Genomic DNA, 16,929 nt, shown 5'->3' with positions numbered 1-16,929 from the left:
AAAGGAGGCTTTATGAACTTTGGATATTTTTGTAATACTACTAACTGGGATAAAAAACCTTATACCCAACTTTTAGACGAAGCTAGAGAAATCACAGAATATTGCGACCAAAATAATTGGAATTCTATTTGGTACACAGAACATCATTTTAATCACGAGGGAATGGAGTCCTGCACTAATCCTCTAATGATGTGTACAGATGCTGCGGCCAGAACTAAAAATATTCGTTTAGGGCAAGCATGTAACGTAATCACATTTCATAATCCAATAAGACTTGCTGAAGATATCGCTACACTAGACCAAATGTCTAAAGGTAGAGTTGAGGTCGGTATTGGTAGAGGTGTTTACGGTAGAGAAGCAATCAACATGAATAAGGAAGCTGACCTAAAAGATCAGGCAAAAAATTTTAGACTTTTTTCGGAAACATTAGAAATAATGAAAAAAGCATGGTCTGAAGACTTTTTCTCTCATCAAGGAGAATTTTATACTTATCCATCTCCTAATTTTATTTGGCAACACGACATGAGTCCTCCCAAAGAAAATGTTGTGGATTTAAAAACAAACGAATTAAAACAAATATCAGTATTACCAAAACCTTATCAGAAACCATTTCCACCAATATCACAAGTAGTTGATGGAGAAAGATCAATTCAGTGGGCAGCAGAAAATGGACTTAATACAATTATGTGGATCCCAACTGTAAAAGCTTTGAAAAAAAGATTTGAAATTTTTAAAGAAGCAAAATCTAAAGCTGAAAACAGAGATGTTCCTTTAGGTGAAGGTATAAGTTTGGTTAGAGACATGTTTGTTGCAGAAACTATGGAAGAAGCAGAAAAAATGGCTGGAGAACAAATTGTAAATTATATGAGATGGGTCTGTCATTGGAGGGGGTTAGGAAACCATATGGACCCAGATGAAAAATTGCCTGAGACTAAAAATAAATTAGATTTATTAAATTATGAATTTCTTCATAAAAGAAATCTTTTATTTGGAACACCTGAGTTTGTAATAGAAAAAATAAACGAACTTCAGCAAGAATTAAATCTTCAAAATTTACAAGTTTGGTCTAACTTTCCTGGTATCAAACATGAAGACTGTATGAGAAGCATCAAATTATTTACAGAAGAGGTAATTCCAAATATAAAACCTATTAATTCTAATATACAAAAGGCGAGTTAACACATGGAGCTAAAACTTAGAAAATTTGCAAAGTTTGTAGATAAAACTTTTATTGAAGGTGGAAAAAAAGCAAATGAACCTGTTTTGTTAGTTTCTGTTGCAGCTGTTATAGAAAATCCTTGGGCTGGAAAAGGTTTTGTAGAAGATTTAAAACCAGAAATATTAGATCTTGCACCTCAATTAGGAGACCTATTAGTACCAGAATTAACTAAAGAAATTGGATCAGGTGAAAAAATTTTAGCCTACGGTAAGGCGGCGATGGTAGGATTAAATGGTGAAATAGAACACGCCTCTGCATTTATTCATACTCTTAGATTTGGAAATAAATTTAGAGACGCTGTCGGTGGAACTTCTTATTTAAGCTTTACAAATACTAGAGGTCCTGCAGGAGCAAAAATTTCAATTCCAATGATGCATAAAACTGATGCTGGATTAAGACCTTTTTATTTAACCCATGAATTTACTATTCATGATGCGCCTAATGAAGATGAAATAGTTGTTGCTATAGGTGGAGCTCCAACGGGAAGAGCTCATGCAAGAACTGGTGATCGATATCAAGATATGAAAGAGATGGGCATTGATAATTAATTGATGTCTTATAATTTTGATACTAATCAAAATCATTATTATTTTAATAATAAAAATTCTTTACCTTTGATCTTTATTCATGGTGTTGGTTTAAATCAACAAATGTGGAAACCACAAATTGAATTTTTCAAGGACAATTCATTTATAACTTACGATCTGTTAGGACATGGGAAAACACCCTTTAAAGAGCCAAATTTATCAATGCAAAATTTTACTGACCAATTGTCAAATCTAGTAAATAACTTAAAAATAGAGAAATTTAATTTAATCGGATTTTCTATTGGATCGCTAATAGCAATAGAATTTGCATCAAAATTTGAAAATTATTTAAATTCCTTAACATTGATTTCCACTACATACAAAAAGACAGATTTGGAAAGACAAAATGTTGTTGATAGGGTCAATTTAGCAAAAAAAAATATGCCTATTTCTCAAATGGCAATGAAGAGATGGTTTTCAGATAAGTACCTTGAACAAAATCCTGAATTATATGATGAGTTTATGAAAATTCTTAACAAAAAGGGAAAAGACCAAGAAAATTTTATAAAAGCTTATGAGTTATTTGCGAATTACAAAGATAATCTTGAAAATGTAAAAAATATTAAAACTAATACATTAATAATTACAGGCTCAGATGATCCAGGATCTACACCTGATATGTCTAAAAATTTAAATAAAGATATTCAAAACTCAACATATATTGAAATTAAAAATGGAAAGCATTTGTGTACTATTGAATATGCAGACGAAGTAAATAATGCAATAATGAAACATATAAATAATGTCTAAATTAAAAAAATATCAAATGTTTATAGATGGTGAGTGGGTAGACTCTGATACAAAAAAAACTTTTGAAACTTTAAATCCAGAAGATAATAAGCCATGGGCTGTAGTTCCAGAAGCTAGTGCAAACGATGTAGACATAGCTGTAAAAGCTGCGCAAAAAGCTTTTGAAGGTGAATGGCCAAAAATGCTTGCAAGAGATAGAGCAAAATTTTTAAGAGCTATTGGAAACAAGCTTAGAGAGAATTCTGAATTGCTAGGTAAGATTGAAACAATTGATACAGGAAAATTGTACAGAGAAACTTATCAACAAGCAAAATACATTGCTGAATATTATGATTATTACGCAGGATTAGCTGACAAAGTTGAGGGAACAGTTCTTCCAATAGATAAACCAAATATTCAAGCAATCACAACTAGAATTCCAATAGGAGTTATTGCAGCTATCATTCCTTGGAATTCTCAAATGTTTTTAACTGCAACAAAAGTTGCTCCTGCTTTGGCTATGGGTAATACAGTAGTAATCAAATGTTCTGAATTAGCTCCAGCAACAATGTTTGAATTTGCAAAACTTGTTGAGGAAACTGGAATACCTAAAGGTGTAATTAATGTAGTTTCTGGTTTTGGAGATCCATGTGGTAAAGCATTGACTACTCATAACTTAGTTGAGAAAGTTGCTTTTACTGGAGGACCTGAAACAGCAAGACATATAATTAGAAATTCTGCTGAGAATTTATCTGAAGTAAGTTTAGAGTTAGGAGGAAAAAGTCCTGTAGCAGTATTTGATGATGCTAAACAAGAAAATGCAATTAATGGAATTACCGCTGGAATATTCGGAGCTAGCGGTCAAAGTTGTATAGCAGGTTCAAGATTATATTTACAAAAAGGAATTTATAACGAATTTTTAGACAAGTTAGCAGCTAGAGCAGAAAAAATTAAAATTGGTGCTCCAATGGATCCCGATACTGAGATGGGTCCATTAAGTAACTTTAAACAATTAGAGGTAATAGAAAAAAATATTAAATTAACTGTTGAACAAGGTGGTAAAATTAAATGTGGAGGTAAAAGACATTCTTTTTCAAATGAAGGTTATTATTTTCCCCCAACTATTATTGAATGTGAAAATCATAACTTACCAGTAGCAGAAAACGAATTATTTGGACCTGTTTTATCAGTTATGAAATTTGATACTGAAGAAGAAGTGATAAAATTAATGAATGATAATCAATATGGTCTCTCTTCAGGTGTATACACCAGCGATCTTGCAAGAGGCATGAGGGTATCCAATGCTATCAGAGCAGGAATTACTTTTGTAAACACTTACAGATTAATTTCACCGTCAGCTCCATTTGGAGGTATCAAGGATAGTGGATACGGTAAAGAAGCAGGAATTGACTCAATTAAAGATTACACAAGAGTAAAAACAACTTGGTTCTACACATCAGATGAACCATCTTTAGACCCATTCTCTATCAGATAATAGTTTAAAATAAGCCAATTTTGTCATTGAATATTCAGATTATTCATACTTAAATTAGATTTTATAAATTGTTAACAATAAAGAGGAAGATAATGAGAAAACTATTTATCGCTGCATTTATGTTTGTATCAAGCTTTGGTTCAAACGTTATGGCAGACGGACATTCGATCAAAATGGGAATCATTTTAGGATTTACAGGTCCTATTGAATCTCTTACTCCGGCTATGGCTGCATCTGCAGAGCTTGCATTTAAAGAAGCTTCAGATTCAGGTTCATTGCTTGGTGGAAAAAAAATTGAAGCAATGAGAGCAGACTCAACTTGTGTTGACTCAGCAGCAGCAACAGCAGCAGCTGAAGGTTTAATTTCAGGTGGTGTAGCTGCAATTATGGGAGCTGACTGTTCAGGCGTAACAGGTGCTATTGCAACAAATGTTGCTGTACCAAACGGTGTAGTAATGATTTCACCTTCAGCAACTTCTCCAGGATTAACTACTCTAGATGATAATGGATATTTCTTTAGAACTGCTCCATCAGATGCTAGAGGTGGTCAAATCTTAGCTGACATTACTAAAGACAGAAAAGTAAAAAGCATTGCAATTACTTATACTAATAATGACTATGGAAAAGGTTTAGCTGATGTTTACAAAGCAGCAGTTGAAGCTCATGGTATTAAAGTTACAACTGTAACTGCTCATGAAGATGGTAAAGCTGATTACTCATCAGAAGTAGCAACTCTTGCTTCTGCTGGTGGTGATGCTGTAGCGGTTATTGGTTATCTTGACCAAGGAGGAAAAGGAATTATTCAGGCTTCTTTAGACTCTGGTGCATTTGATACTTTCGTTTTATCAGATGGTATGATTGGTCAATCATTAGTTGATGCATTCGGAAAAGACTTAAGCAAGTCATTTGGATCTCTACCGGGTTCTACTGGTAAAGGTGCTGGTGTATTTGCAGAAGTTGCGAAAGCTGGTGGTATAGATTCATCTGGTCCTTACACTGGAGAGTCTTATGATGCAGCTGCTTTAATAGTTCTTGCAATGCAAGCAGGTAACTCTGCTGATAGAGCATCTATTGCAAAAAATGTAATGGATGTTGCTAACGCTCCTGGTACTAAAATCTACCCAGGTGAATTAAAGAAAGGTTTAGACTTACTAGCAAAAGGTAAAAAGATAAACTACGAAGGTGCTACTGGAGTATCTTTTACTGAAGTTGGTGAAGCTGAAGGTTCTTTCTTAGAGCAAGAAGTTAAAGGTGGAGAATTCAAAACTAAAAAACAAAGATAATTTAAATCTTATTTTAAAAAGCCCTGGTAAATTAGTTTGCTGGGGCTTTTTTTATATCTGCTCTTAAAATTACAAATAAAATAATTATCAAAAAAGGAATACACATAAAATTTACTATTTTCCAACTCAACAATGAAATTAAAATTCCTGCTGATAAACTTCCAATTGCTGTAGCAGAAAAAACTATTAGATCATTAAATCCTTGGGCTTTAAATTTTTCTTGCTCATTGTAGGTGGTAACTAATAAGCTAGTTCCTGAGATGTATAGAAAATTCCACCCTATACCTAAAAATATCAATGAGGCAAAATAATTTATAAAAGTTGGTTCAAATAAGCTTAATGATATTGTCAAAGCATAAAAAAATACTCCCGTGTACATTATATTTGAAAAACCAAATCTCTTTATTAGATTACCTGTGAACAATGATGGAAGAAACATTCCAAGTACGTGAAATTGGATAACCAATCCAACTTTGTCTACACTTAATTTATGGACATAATGCATACTAATTGGAGTAGCTGTCATTAAAAATGCCATAACCACATAACCAAAAGTAGCAGCTACCATTGCTTGTAAAAATTTTGGATCAGAAACAAATTCTTTGTAAGTCCTAACATTGGAATATGTTGAATTATTTTTATTAGTAATTTTTGAATTTTTATAAAAACCTAAAAAAATTGCAGGCATAATAGTAAGACATGCTAATGCGATATACGATCCAACATAAACATGATCACTAATTAAATCTTTTGTTTTATTTGCTAAAGTAATTCCTATAAATGCAGAGACAATTCCTGCTAACAAAAGCATAGAAACTGCCTTGGGTGCTTTATCTTTTTCAACTGTTTCAGCTGCTGCAAATCTATACTGATGAATGAAAGCCATTCCAGTACCAAGTAAAAAACAAGAAAATGAAAATATTATGAAGCTATTAATAAAGATTGAGTAAGCAGCAAGCAAACAAGCTAAAGAACTACCTATAGATGCCAAAACAAAACCTAAACGTCTGCCAATAATTGACATAATTTTTGCAGCAAAAATAGTAGAAATTGCTATACCAACAACATAAATTGAAGGTGGAAAAGTAGCTAGTGATTTAATAGTTGAAAGCTGACTTCCGATTATTCCACTTAAAAAAACTGTTACATTGGCTGCTGTAAAACCAAAAACCTGACTTGAAATAAGTAGCGAAAGATTTCTGTTCATTAAAACATATACTTGTCAGCCATATACATAGCCCAAGCAATTGCAGCACCTAAAATAATATATTTCATGTTTAATTATTTTATTTCTATTTTTTCTGGAAGTATACCTTTAGGTCGGTATCTCATTATGAATAACAAACCTAAACCCATCAATAAAAATCTAAAATAAGGAACACTTTCAATAAGATGAGCTTTGATAGCATTTGTTTCAGGAATACCTGCTGTAAAGAAGTTAATTAAAAACATTGAAATTGGTGCTGCTTCAATCCATAAAAACCATACAACAAAACCACCTAAAATTGCACCAAAGTTGTTTCCACTTCCTCCAACTATGACCATGACCCAAATTAAGAATGTATATCTCATTGGTCTATAACTTCCTGGTGTAAATAATCCATCCTGAGTTACTAGCATTGCACCTGCAATTCCAACAATTGCTGAACCTAAAATAAATATTAGCAAATGTTGTTTCACAACATTTTTACCCATAGCATTTGCTGCTTCTTCATTATCTCTTATTGCTCTCATCATTCTTCCCCATGGAGAATAAAGAGCTTTCTGCGTAAGAATTAAAAGTATTATAACGACAACTAAAAATAAACCTGAGTAACAAAGTTTAACAAATATTGAAGAGCCTTCGATTACGAATTGATTTAAAGCTGCTTGTCTTTCGGATAAATCGGTAATTAGATCTAACTTACTAGATTTAAACTTTTCTACTAAATTTATAAACCAATCAGTGGTCTGCAGATTGACCTCATATGGAGCTGGCCTCTTTAAGCCAATAACATTTTTAACACCTCTAGTTAACCAGTCTTCATGCTTAATTATTGCTATTATAATTTCTGAAATCAATAATGTTGCAATTGCTAGATAATCAGCTCTTAAACCTAAAGCAACTTTTCCAACTATGAAAGCTAAACCCCCAGCAAATAACGCACCGACGATCCAGGAGAAAATAATAGGTAAACCAAACCCCCCTAGAAAACCAGTTGTTGCAGGATTTACAGCTTCAATTTTTTCAATACCTGGTTCCGCTGTAACTCTGATAATTATGATAGCTGTAATAATTAAAGCTGCAATACTGTAAGTTCTTAATTTTGATTTTTCAAAATTTTTCAAAATAAATCTGATAACTAAAACCATTACAATGATGAGCCATAAGCACATTAAAATATCAAATCCACCAGCTCTCCATGCTTCCTGAACAGGATCAACTGAAATTATTACTGCAGCGAGACCACCTAAAGCAGTGTATCCCATTATTCCAAAATTAATTAAACCAGCATAACCCCATTGTATGTTTGCACCCATAGTCATAACTGCTGAAATTAAGCAAAGATTAAATATTGATAATGCAATATTCCATGATTGAAAAATTCCAACTAATAGAATTAGAACCATCATGATACTGTATGCTGTAATAACGTTTAGATTTTTTCTCACAATACTTTCCCTTTGAATATCCCTGATGGTCTATAAAGTAATACAATCACCAAGATTGAAAATGAAACTGCAAATTTGTAATCAGTCGAAAGTAATTGAACTAAGCCCTCTGGCTCCATACTTTCAGGTAATATATACATAAAAAATTTCTTATATGCATAAGTTAATAAAATTTCTGAAAAAGCAATCACATAGCCACCCAAAAATGCACCAAAAGGATTTCCAATTCCTCCAACAATTGCTGCAGCAAAAATAGGAAGCATATTATTAAAATAAGTGAAAGGTTTAAAACTTTTATCTAAACCGTACAGAGCTCCTCCAATAGTAGCTAAAATTCCTGCAATTACCCAAGTTACCAATACTATTTTTTTAGGATCTATACCAGAAAGCAAAGCAAGATCTTCGTTATCAGAGTAAGCTTTCATGCTTTTTCCTGTTTTAGTTTTATTTAAAAACCAGAATAATAAAGAGACTAAGATTATCGTGACAAAAATCGTTAGGACCTGAGTAGATTTAAGTGCAAGTCCTTCATTTAAACCTGTCATTTCTTTAAATTCTCTAGCCTTGATAATAAATTTTTCTCCATCGAAAAACCTTCTATCTCCTGGACCTATTATAATTCTAACAACTGCTTGGGTAACAAACATCACACCAATACTAACCATAGCAAATTGAACTGGAGGACTTTTTTGAGTTCTGTAATACTTAAAAACAAATTTATCGATTGTAAGCATGTATAAAATCATAAAAAAAATACCAAATGGAAGTGCAATTAAAGCTGTAGGCAGAACTCCAAGAGAAATACCTAAAGATTGAAAATACCAAGTGAATAAAATTGTCATCATGGTTCCAAATGACATCATGTCTCCAGTTGCAAAATTAGCAAATCTTAGTATTCCGTAAATTAAAGTAACAAAAATTGCACCCAAAGCTAATTGAGAACCGTAAGTAAGTCCTGGAATAAAAATATAATTTAGTAAAAGAATTATTGCATTAATAAGATCCATATTATCCTCCTAAGAAAGAGCTTCTTACTCTTGGATCGTTCAATAATTCTTTACCTGTTCCTGAATAACGATTTTCTCCAGTAACTAATACATAGCCTCTATCAGAAATATTTAATGCTTGTTTAGCATTTTGTTCTACCATTAAAATAGCAACATTAGTTCTTTTTACTTTAACTATATGATCAAATAATTCATCCATAACAATTGGTGATACTCCTGCGGTAGGTTCATCCAGCATTAGTACTGTTGGCTTAATCATTAATGCTCTTCCGAGTGCAACTTGTTGTCTTTGACCACCAGACAATTCACCTACCATTTGATTTCTTTTTTCTCTAAGGATTGGAAATAGTTCATAAATTTCCTCAACAATATTTTTTATCTCAGAGTTTACTAAAAAGGCCCCCATTTCTAAATTTTCCTCAACAGTCATTCCTGCAAAAACATTTTTAGTTTGAGGAACAAATGAAATTCCTTGTTTAACTCGATCTTGTGGAGAAAGTTTAGAAATATCCTTACCATCAATTTTAACTGATCCAGATTTTAAATTTAATAAACCTAACATTGCTTTCATAGCTGTAGACTTTCCAGCACCATTAGGTCCTAGGATAGAAACAATTTCGCCTTTGTTTACTTCAACAGAACAAGAATTAATTATATCTGGTCCATTTCCATAACCACCGGTCATCTCTATTCCTTCAAAATATGCCATTAAACTTCATCCTTTAATTTCGATCCTCTACCAAGGTAACTTTCGATTACCTTTTCATCCTTTTTTGCTTCATCAACCGTACCCTCAAATAAAACCGAACCTTCAGCCATAACAATTACGGGATCACATAATCTTCCTATAAAATCCATATCATGCTCAATCATACAAAAAGTATAACCTTTTTCTTTATTTAGCTTTTCGATTGCAGTGCCGAGATCTTTTAATAAAGTTCTATTTACTCCTGCCCCTACTTCATCCAGTAATACTAATTTTGCATCAACCATCATAGTTCTTCCAAGTTCTAACAATTTTTTTTGACCTCCAGAAAGATTTCCTGCAAGCTCATTTGACAAATGCCCTAGATTTAAGAATTCAACTACTTCTTTTGCTTTTTCTTTAACTTCTGCTTCCTCTTTTGAAACTAACCCTGGCTTAAATAATGCTGTCATTAGCTTTTCACCTGATTGATTTCCTGGTACCATCATCAAGTTTTCCAAAACAGATAAATTTGAAAACTCATGTGCTATTTGAAAAGTTCTAAGCAATCCTTTTGAGAATAATTCATAAGATGGAACATCTGTGATATTTTCTTCATCAAACGTTACACTCCCACCTGAAGATTTTAAATTTCCAGCAATTAAGTTAAATAAAGTTGTTTTACCAGATCCATTTGGACCTATTATACCTGTGATAGTACCTCTTTTAACTTTAATAGAACAATCAGAAACTGCTGCAAGTCCTCCAAAATACTTTGATAAATTATTTATCTCTAAAATATTTTCAGACATTTATTTATCTAATCTTTTGTAAATGCTATTCAAAGTTTTCTCTAATGATTTATAAAAACCAGATTTTGACAATTCATTTACACCCTGCTCATTTAATCCCTTAGGTGTTTGCGACTCTTTAACTAACTCTCTTAAGTTTTCTTTAGAATGTATAACTGCATCTTCTGACAAAGCTAAAAACAAAGAAGTTATATATTTTTGAGCATTATTTCTTTTTACTCCTTTTTTAACTAACCAATCAGACATTACTCTTTGCATTTCATAAAAAGGTGCCATCATTCCAGAAGTAGACCAAAAGTTTATTGAAGATTTTTCATTTTTGATTTCTACAGTAGTTCCTAAATGATTAAAAAAAGCTTTCACTTTTGAATTTGGAGGACAAATTGGAACTGGTCCTTTCTTTAATGATATTGGTGGCAAAGGAATTGCTCTTACTATTTTTGCTTTTACTTTAATGGCTTTTTTTAACTGTGATAGAGTTATTGTAGATATAAAGCTAACAATTGTTTGACTAGACTTAAATTTTAAATCTTTAATTATCTTCTCTCCCACCGTAGGTGTAATAGATAAAAATACCCAAGTAGATTCATCAACAATTTGTTGATTATCTTTAGCAATAACTATTTTTTTGAACTTTTTTTTTAAACTTTTGGCAATCTGCTTATTCCTTGGAGAAATTATTATTTTTTTATATTTAAGGTTAGATTTACATATTCCAGTTATTACTGAAGATGCAATTTTACCCGTACCAATAAAACCTAAAATCATAATATTTTGGTTACTTTATATTGATTATATTGAATTAATTAACAAAAAAAGATCCTCTAATTCTCAACAATTCTCTGCTTAATTCTTTATTTTCTTTGAAAGGTTTTCTTCCATGAAGCCAAAAATAATTATTTGCAATTATAGAGCAACCAACCGGTAACTTTGTAATTACTTTATTTTCACTTCCTTCCAGAGCATCAGATAATCTCTGTAAAAAATTGCCTTGTTCCATGTTTTTTGGTTCAGGAAATTGGTCAATATATGAAATATGTGGTCTTCCTTTATCATCTGAAGAAAAAACTGGATGCTCAACTTTATAATGTACATTTTTACTCTTAGGTGAGCTCCAAAGAAAATCTTGTTTACCCACAGGATCATTTGATAGTTCTTTGCAATGTTCCCAATCATCTAAATGCAACATCGCAGTCTCTCCACCCTCTACATTTTCTTCTTCTAACTTTGTCATAATTAACCAATCAGTAATTTCTTTAACATAAGTTCCATCTGTATGAAGATCCATATTACGGTAAGCTTTTCTTAAATAAGAGTCACTCGCGTCTTCGTGTTTAACATGAAAACGAGCATAGTATTTTCCTGCCATTGAATCATGGTTAGGATTTCCAATTAAATAGGCAATAGCTGTTGATAATTTTACTAAAAATTTATCATTAATTTTTGGTGAAATATTTTTTGGTCCAATTATAAAACAACCAGTTGAACGATCTCTAATTATTGAGTTCATTAGTTTACTAAGTTTATTTTCTGTTAAATCATCTAAACTTTTTGCTATTGTAAACCTTGTAAAAGGCTTTAGTTCTAAAGCTGTTAAGTCAAATTTATTAAATGGAAAAACTAATTTCTTAATAATCTCATCAGTAATTTTAATATTCAAAATTCTTTTTGATTTATCATGTTCTTGAATTTCTAAACCAGGTATTTTTTCCATAAGAAACCTTAAGTTAAGTTTTTTAATAAATCAATTTTATTTAGAAATAATTAACTAATATTGCCATACTTATGGCAGAGAAAATTGTGGGATAAACATAATTTTTTTTAGAAATAAAAAAAACAGTTAAAGATAGTACAACAACAACAAATCTTACTAAGTAGCTTGAGTCATCCATTACACCAACTGGAAAAATTATTGTTCTTGCAATTAGGGCTGCTAAAGTTGAATAAGCTAAACAGTTAAACCATTTAAATATCTTAGAAGTTTCTTTTATACCTTCTGAGCTTATTGCTCCAAGAAATCTTGATAAAAAAGTTGCAAGAGATGTCACCAAAATTGCGAAAACGATACTAGTTGACATTTTTTTCTCCTATTAAGTAAGCAATAGTGCCGCCAACTACTCCACCTAATAAAATAGACCATTCAGGTGAAAAAAAATAAAAAACAGGTCCCAAAATAATTCCAAGTAAAACTGATAAAGTTACTTGTCTTGTTTTTGACGCTCCTACCATCATGCATAAAAAATATACAGGATTTAAAATAGCTAAACCCATCATCATTTCTTTATTTAAATATTCTGAAAAATAAAAACCTATTAAAGTCCCAATTACAGCAACACTCCAAGTAGCGCTTCCAATCCCTATCCAATAATCAATTCTATATTTTTCTGGAATAGTCTTATAATTACTCTTCATAATCAACCAAGCTGATACAGCTATGAAATGGCATGAAAAATAATATTTCCACTTTGGTTGATCTTCATGCATCATTAATGGAAACAAAGAAACAGCCATTGGATATAAACGAGCATTAACAAACCAAACTGCTAAAAAAATATTTAACAAAGAAGCGCCAACCAATAAAGACTCTGCCATAACTAGAGATCCTGGCAATGCATAAGTCAGCATGGTAGAAAAAATGCTTTCTTGAATATTGAAGCCAAGATTTTTTAAAAGAGCTCCTATAGCAATAAAGCAACAACCTAATGCTATTGCTGGACTATCGTGTGCTAGTATTGATTTATAACCTTTAAAAAAGAAATCTTTATTTATCATTAGCCACCAAGGAATAGTCTACCAACATCAGGGTTTTGCAATAACTCATCCCCTTTGCCGGCAATTGCAGTTTGTCCAGATACCAATACATATCCAATGTCTGCAAACTCTAATCCTTTTTTGGCATTTTGTTCAACTAATATAATAGTTTTCTTTTCATTTTGTTGAAGATCTCTCAAAATTTCAAAAACCATATCAATATATCTGGGTTCTAAACCAATTGAAGGTTCATCAACCAATAGAACAGATGGCTTCATAACTAAAGCTCTAGAGATTTCTAACAATCGTCTTTCACCGCCTGATAAAACTTTAGCAGGCTGATTTCTTCTATTTCTTAATCTCTCATATTTTTCTAAAATTCTTTCAGCTTCTTCAAAAGACTCTTCGGTTTTATCTTTAATATATCCACCCATTAATAAGTTTTCTTCAACTGTCATATCTGGGAATACTGAATTGTCTTGTAAGATATAGGCAATTCCAACTGATTTTAATTTTTCAGCTGGTGTAAGATTTGTAATTTCTTTTCCTTCTATTTCAATTTCACCAGAGAAGATGTTTGTAAATCCATAAATTGAGTGAAGAATTGTAGATTTACCAGCTCCATTTGGTCCTATCAAGCATAGTGATTGTGCTTTGTTCACAAATAAATCAAAATTATGTAAAATTTCCATTTTACCATATCCAGCATTTAAATTTTTAATTGTCAGATGTATTTCATCTGGAGATAGTTTTTTTAGATCTTCTGGTGTTGGAGCTTTTCCTAAAACTTCATATTGATTTGACATTATTGGGCTCCTAAATATGCATCGATAACACGCTTATCGTTTTTAATTTCATCTGGTGAACCATTTGCTAACATTTTTCCGTGAGCTAAACAAAATATATTCTCCGCTAATTGCATGATCACTCTCATATTGTGTTCAATAACCAAAAGAGTGATACCAAAATCTTGATTTACTTTTATTAGTCTATCTATAATTCCATTGATTAAAGTTGGGTTAATACCAGCCGTCGGTTCGTCTAATAATAACATTTCCGGTTCATTCATTAATGCCATGGCAAGTTCTAGAAGTTTTTGTTGTCCAAAAGATAAATCTCCTGCTCTTAGTTTTCTCTTTTGATATAAACCAACGAAATTTAGTAAATTTTCTGCTTTTTCTGTAAGCTCTTGAGGTATTTTTGAAAACAGCTTTAATAAACTTTCATCGCTACCTTTGTGGCTAATAAGCATATTATCAATACAGTTTAGTTTTCCATAAATTCTTGTTTGTTGAAATGTTCTCAATAAACCTAGCTTTGCTATTATAGGAACAGGAAGTTCAGAAACTTCTTTTCCATTAAATTTAATTGAACCTTGATCAATTGGATAAGTGCCTACTATTGAATTAAACAAAGTTGTTTTTCCTGATCCATTTGGGCCAATCAAACCTACAATTTTACCTTTTTCAACTGACATGGAGATATCAACATTAGCTTTTACTCCTCCAAAAGATTTGCTTACATTATTAACTTCTAAAATACTCATTTTATCTCAACCTGAGCCTTTCGATCAGCTTCATCAACTACTTCACCAAATCTGTGAGGATATTTTTCTCTTAACCAACCCATTAATCCTTCAGGGAAATAAATGACAATCACCACAATTAAAACTCCTAAGGCTACATACTGCCAGCCTAGGAAGAATGTCCAAAATCCTTCTTTAAAAATATGGAATATTGTTGCACCGATAACTGGCCCCCAAAGAGTTCCTTTACCACCTAATATTGCCATCAAAACCATAAACACTCCCATTTCTCTTCCATCAAAAGCAACATCTGTTGAGTCGATATATCCAACTAGTCCACCCATTATTCCTCCAGCTAAACCACAGAAGAATGCAGAGATCATCCAACCAATGATTTTATATTTCATAGTTGCAATTCCCATAGCTTCAGCCTTGTCCTCGTTGTCTCTGATCGCATTAAGGATTAACTTAAACCTAGTAGAGTAAATCGCTTTCACGGTTATAAATGTCAAAACTAAAACTATAAAACTTAAAAAGTAAAAGAATTCTCCTCTAGCTTCTAAGCCTCCTATGTTAGGAAAAGGTGGAGTAGTAAAACCCTGTCCTGCTCCAATAATTTCAATTCCTCCAGAAATTTCACCTGCAGCTACTCCTAATCCTAGAGTACAAATAGCAAAATAGTGACCTCTCAATCCTAATATTGCATAACCAATTAAACCAGCAACAATAGTTGGAACTACTGCGGCAACAACAAGTCCCATCGCCATACCTTGGAAAAATTGGGTAGGAGTATGTACAAATGTTTTTTCACCACCACTTTCTGTCCACTCTGCTAATGGAAAAAACATTCCAACTTGAACTGAAGCACATAAATACATACCCAGTCCATAGAACAAAATATTTCCAAATGTATTGTATCCCATCTCCCCTCCTTGGATATTCCAAGTAGTTGCGAGAACAATTAGAATGCAAAGAATAGATAATTGAACTTTAAATGCTGGAAATATAAATGGTGCTGCTAAACCAAATATTAAAATTCCTATATAGAGTATTAAATTATTTTTGTTCATATAGATTATTAATTTTTTCTCTGAAATTTTGATCTACTGTAAAATAATGACCATCTTCATCATGTACACTTGAGCCTGATGAATGAAATTCATCTAAGTGTTTCTTAAATTCATCTATATCAACTTCAACTGATTGACCTTGATTATCATTGATTTTAACTTTTCTCATTTTAAGTACTCTCTCTTTCTTGAAAGTTTAAATCTTCGATAAACTAAAATTAAGACTAGTAATAAAAATACTGATCCAATTCTAAATTCTGTTCCTAAAATATAATCTGCAAATTCCTCAAAAACTCCTAATCCCATTCCCGACATAGCAACACCTGGTAAATTTCCTAAACCAGCAACAATTACAATCATAAAAGATCTAATCGTATAAGGTAATCCCATATAAGGGTGAATAGTGAATGTTATAGAGATTAAAGCTCCAGCTACACCACATAAAGCAGCATTAATTCCAAAAGTTGCTGCATATACTTTTTCAGTATCTACACCTAAAATTTTTGCAGCACGTGCGTTTTGAGCAGTTGCTCTAATTGCACGTCCAAGCTTAGATTTTTTCATATAAATCACCAAGCAAACTGCAAATAAAATACTGATAAATGCTGAGAATATTTTAGAATTTGGAAGAACAACGCTATTGTCAAACAGCATTGTTGTTCCATAATCAGAGTTTGCAAGCACAACATCTGCACCAAATGCAAAGTTCATTAACTGCATGAATAAAATACTTATTCCAAAGGTAGCTAAAATTGAGATAAATAAATCTCTATCGACTACTTTATTTATAACCAGTTTATAGATAGCAATACCTACGAAATACATTATGATTGGAGCAACAATTACTCCCCATGCTGGATGAATACCGTAAAGATACATAAAGTATGCAATGTATCCTCCTAAAATAACAAGATCTCCTTGAGCAATGTTAATTATATTCATAACACCCCACTGAAGTGCCATTCCATATGCAATTAACGCGAACAATACTCCTAAAAGAATACCATCCAAGCAAGCTTGAACAGTTATCATTGGGTATTGAAATACAAGAAAATCCATAAAATCTTTTTCTGGTTTATATAAAAAAAAGCCCCCTATTACTAGGGGGCTCAAT

General features: G+C 32.0%; 19 protein-coding genes. 5 read left to right on the top strand and 14 right to left on the bottom strand.

Annotated elements, in window-relative coordinates; translation table 11 throughout:
* Positions 1-12: 12 nt before the first annotated feature.
* The 5 genes from ACTTAX_RS06965 to ACTTAX_RS06945 all read left to right on the top strand — a co-directional run bounded on the left by ACTTAX_RS06965 (position 13) and on the right by ACTTAX_RS06945 (position 5,313).
* Positions 13-1,179 carry an LLM class flavin-dependent oxidoreductase gene (locus tag ACTTAX_RS06965; protein WP_440693920.1) on the top strand — a complete coding sequence of 389 codons (1,167 nt, stop codon included), beginning with the start codon at positions 13-15 and terminating at the stop codon, positions 1,177-1,179.
* 3 nt (positions 1,180-1,182) lie between these two features.
* The gene (locus ACTTAX_RS06960) at positions 1,183-1,767 is read left to right on the top strand and encodes an amino acid synthesis family protein (RefSeq protein WP_440657024.1); all 585 of its coding nucleotides are present in this window, start codon (positions 1,183-1,185) and stop codon (positions 1,765-1,767) included.
* Between the two features lie 3 nt (positions 1,768-1,770).
* Positions 1,771-2,556, top strand: a complete 786-nt coding sequence (locus ACTTAX_RS06955) for an alpha/beta fold hydrolase (RefSeq protein ID WP_440693918.1) — start codon at positions 1,771-1,773, stop codon at positions 2,554-2,556.
* Entirely contained in the window at positions 2,549-4,030 is a 1,482-nt protein-coding gene (locus tag ACTTAX_RS06950; RefSeq protein ID WP_440693916.1) for an aldehyde dehydrogenase, read from the top strand. Before ACTTAX_RS06955 ends, ACTTAX_RS06950 begins: the two co-directional genes overlap by 8 nt.
* A gap of 92 nt (positions 4,031-4,122) precedes the next feature.
* Positions 4,123-5,313: an ABC transporter substrate-binding protein gene (locus ACTTAX_RS06945; RefSeq protein WP_440693914.1), complete on the top strand. Its 1,191-nt coding sequence runs from the start codon at positions 4,123-4,125 to the stop codon at positions 5,311-5,313.
* A gap of 31 nt (positions 5,314-5,344) precedes the next feature.
* On the opposite strand, the gene ACTTAX_RS06940 is transcribed toward ACTTAX_RS06945, so the two are convergent.
* The 14 genes from ACTTAX_RS06940 to ACTTAX_RS06875 form a co-directional block, all read right to left on the bottom strand.
* On the bottom strand, positions 5,345-6,520 hold the full coding sequence (locus ACTTAX_RS06940; protein ID WP_440693912.1) for an MFS transporter: 1,176 nt from the start codon (positions 6,518-6,520) through the stop codon (positions 5,345-5,347).
* A gap of 74 nt (positions 6,521-6,594) precedes the next feature.
* Entirely contained in the window at positions 6,595-7,926 is a 1,332-nt protein-coding gene (locus ACTTAX_RS06935; RefSeq protein ID WP_440694039.1) for a branched-chain amino acid ABC transporter permease, read from the bottom strand.
* Positions 7,927-7,961: 35 nt separating this feature from the next.
* On the bottom strand, positions 7,962-8,972 hold the full coding sequence (locus tag ACTTAX_RS06930) for a branched-chain amino acid ABC transporter permease (protein ID WP_440693910.1): 1,011 nt from the start codon (positions 8,970-8,972) through the stop codon (positions 7,962-7,964).
* 1 nt (position 8,973) lies between these two features.
* A complete protein-coding gene (locus tag ACTTAX_RS06925) occupies positions 8,974-9,681 on the bottom strand; it encodes an ABC transporter ATP-binding protein (RefSeq protein ID WP_440693908.1) in 708 nt (235 codons plus the stop codon).
* Positions 9,681-10,469: an ABC transporter ATP-binding protein gene (locus ACTTAX_RS06920; RefSeq protein WP_440677945.1), complete on the bottom strand. Its 789-nt coding sequence runs from the start codon at positions 10,467-10,469 to the stop codon at positions 9,681-9,683. Before ACTTAX_RS06920 ends, ACTTAX_RS06925 begins: the two co-directional genes overlap by 1 nt.
* The gene (locus tag ACTTAX_RS06915; RefSeq protein ID WP_440693906.1) at positions 10,470-11,237 is read right to left on the bottom strand and encodes a pyrroline-5-carboxylate reductase; all 768 of its coding nucleotides are present in this window, start codon (positions 11,235-11,237) and stop codon (positions 10,470-10,472) included.
* A gap of 34 nt (positions 11,238-11,271) precedes the next feature.
* On the bottom strand, positions 11,272-12,183 hold the full coding sequence (glaH, locus tag ACTTAX_RS06910) for a glutarate dioxygenase GlaH (RefSeq protein WP_440693904.1): 912 nt from the start codon (positions 12,181-12,183) through the stop codon (positions 11,272-11,274).
* 40 nt (positions 12,184-12,223) lie between these two features.
* Positions 12,224-12,547 carry an AzlD domain-containing protein gene (locus ACTTAX_RS06905; protein ID WP_440693902.1) on the bottom strand — a complete coding sequence of 108 codons (324 nt, stop codon included), beginning with the start codon at positions 12,545-12,547 and terminating at the stop codon, positions 12,224-12,226.
* On the bottom strand, positions 12,537-13,241 hold the full coding sequence (locus ACTTAX_RS06900) for an AzlC family ABC transporter permease (RefSeq protein WP_075506241.1): 705 nt from the start codon (positions 13,239-13,241) through the stop codon (positions 12,537-12,539). Before ACTTAX_RS06900 ends, ACTTAX_RS06905 begins: the two co-directional genes overlap by 11 nt.
* Positions 13,241-14,026 carry an ABC transporter ATP-binding protein gene (locus ACTTAX_RS06895; protein ID WP_440693900.1) on the bottom strand — a complete coding sequence of 262 codons (786 nt, stop codon included), beginning with the start codon at positions 14,024-14,026 and terminating at the stop codon, positions 13,241-13,243. The genes ACTTAX_RS06900 and ACTTAX_RS06895 overlap by 1 nt, the downstream gene beginning before the upstream one ends.
* The gene (locus tag ACTTAX_RS06890; RefSeq protein WP_440693898.1) at positions 14,026-14,766 is read right to left on the bottom strand and encodes an ABC transporter ATP-binding protein; all 741 of its coding nucleotides are present in this window, start codon (positions 14,764-14,766) and stop codon (positions 14,026-14,028) included. Before ACTTAX_RS06890 ends, ACTTAX_RS06895 begins: the two co-directional genes overlap by 1 nt.
* The gene (locus tag ACTTAX_RS06885) at positions 14,763-15,815 is read right to left on the bottom strand and encodes a branched-chain amino acid ABC transporter permease (protein ID WP_440693896.1); all 1,053 of its coding nucleotides are present in this window, start codon (positions 15,813-15,815) and stop codon (positions 14,763-14,765) included. Before ACTTAX_RS06885 ends, ACTTAX_RS06890 begins: the two co-directional genes overlap by 4 nt.
* Complete coding sequence (locus ACTTAX_RS06880) at positions 15,802-15,984, bottom strand: hypothetical protein (RefSeq protein ID WP_440693894.1); 183 nt, start codon at positions 15,982-15,984, stop codon at positions 15,802-15,804. The genes ACTTAX_RS06885 and ACTTAX_RS06880 overlap by 14 nt, the downstream gene beginning before the upstream one ends.
* Positions 15,981-16,874 (bottom strand): branched-chain amino acid ABC transporter permease, encoded by an 894-nt coding sequence (locus ACTTAX_RS06875; protein ID WP_440681099.1) that lies wholly within the window; start codon positions 16,872-16,874, stop codon positions 15,981-15,983. The genes ACTTAX_RS06880 and ACTTAX_RS06875 overlap by 4 nt, the downstream gene beginning before the upstream one ends.
* Positions 16,875-16,929: the final 55 nt, after the last annotated feature.

Source organism: Candidatus Pelagibacter sp. HIMB1695 (genome assembly GCF_052047655.1).
GTDB lineage: Bacteria > Pseudomonadota > Alphaproteobacteria > Pelagibacterales > Pelagibacteraceae > Pelagibacter.
Note: the sequence above shows the minus strand (reverse complement) of the source record. Positions and strands in the feature narration are given on the sequence as shown.

What these genes read in the sequence shown, in the direction of transcription:
- ACTTAX_RS06885 (WP_440693896.1), bottom strand. Translation starts at nt 15,815, where the DNA reads ATGAACAAAAATAATTTAATACTCTATATAGGAATTTTAATATTTGGT.
- ACTTAX_RS06945 (WP_440693914.1), top strand. Translation starts at nt 4,123, where the DNA reads ATGAGAAAACTATTTATCGCTGCATTTATGTTTGTATCAAGCTTTGGT.
- ACTTAX_RS06920 (WP_440677945.1), bottom strand. Translation starts at nt 10,469, where the DNA reads ATGTCTGAAAATATTTTAGAGATAAATAATTTATCAAAGTATTTTGGA.
- ACTTAX_RS06930 (WP_440693910.1), bottom strand. Translation starts at nt 8,972, where the DNA reads ATGGATCTTATTAATGCAATAATTCTTTTACTAAATTATATTTTTATT.
- ACTTAX_RS06935 (WP_440694039.1), bottom strand. Translation starts at nt 7,926, where the DNA reads ATGATGGTTCTAATTCTATTAGTTGGAATTTTTCAATCATGGAATATT.
- ACTTAX_RS06965 (WP_440693920.1), top strand. Translation starts at nt 13, where the DNA reads ATGAACTTTGGATATTTTTGTAATACTACTAACTGGGATAAAAAACCT.
- ACTTAX_RS06905 (WP_440693902.1), bottom strand. Translation starts at nt 12,547, where the DNA reads ATGTCAACTAGTATCGTTTTCGCAATTTTGGTGACATCTCTTGCAACT.
- ACTTAX_RS06900 (WP_075506241.1), bottom strand. Translation starts at nt 13,241, where the DNA reads ATGATAAATAAAGATTTCTTTTTTAAAGGTTATAAATCAATACTAGCA.
- glaH (WP_440693904.1), bottom strand. Translation starts at nt 12,183, where the DNA reads ATGGAAAAAATACCTGGTTTAGAAATTCAAGAACATGATAAATCAAAA.
- ACTTAX_RS06950 (WP_440693916.1), top strand. Translation starts at nt 2,549, where the DNA reads ATGTCTAAATTAAAAAAATATCAAATGTTTATAGATGGTGAGTGGGTA.
- ACTTAX_RS06890 (WP_440693898.1), bottom strand. Translation starts at nt 14,766, where the DNA reads ATGAGTATTTTAGAAGTTAATAATGTAAGCAAATCTTTTGGAGGAGTA.
- ACTTAX_RS06960 (WP_440657024.1), top strand. Translation starts at nt 1,183, where the DNA reads ATGGAGCTAAAACTTAGAAAATTTGCAAAGTTTGTAGATAAAACTTTT.
- ACTTAX_RS06895 (WP_440693900.1), bottom strand. Translation starts at nt 14,026, where the DNA reads ATGTCAAATCAATATGAAGTTTTAGGAAAAGCTCCAACACCAGAAGAT.
- ACTTAX_RS06955 (WP_440693918.1), top strand. Translation starts at nt 1,771, where the DNA reads ATGTCTTATAATTTTGATACTAATCAAAATCATTATTATTTTAATAAT.
- ACTTAX_RS06940 (WP_440693912.1), bottom strand. Translation starts at nt 6,520, where the DNA reads ATGAACAGAAATCTTTCGCTACTTATTTCAAGTCAGGTTTTTGGTTTT.
- ACTTAX_RS06880 (WP_440693894.1), bottom strand. Translation starts at nt 15,984, where the DNA reads ATGAGAAAAGTTAAAATCAATGATAATCAAGGTCAATCAGTTGAAGTT.
- ACTTAX_RS06925 (WP_440693908.1), bottom strand. Translation starts at nt 9,681, where the DNA reads ATGGCATATTTTGAAGGAATAGAGATGACCGGTGGTTATGGAAATGGA.
- ACTTAX_RS06915 (WP_440693906.1), bottom strand. Translation starts at nt 11,237, where the DNA reads ATGATTTTAGGTTTTATTGGTACGGGTAAAATTGCATCTTCAGTAATA.
- ACTTAX_RS06875 (WP_440681099.1), bottom strand. Translation starts at nt 16,874, where the DNA reads ATGGATTTTCTTGTATTTCAATACCCAATGATAACTGTTCAAGCTTGC.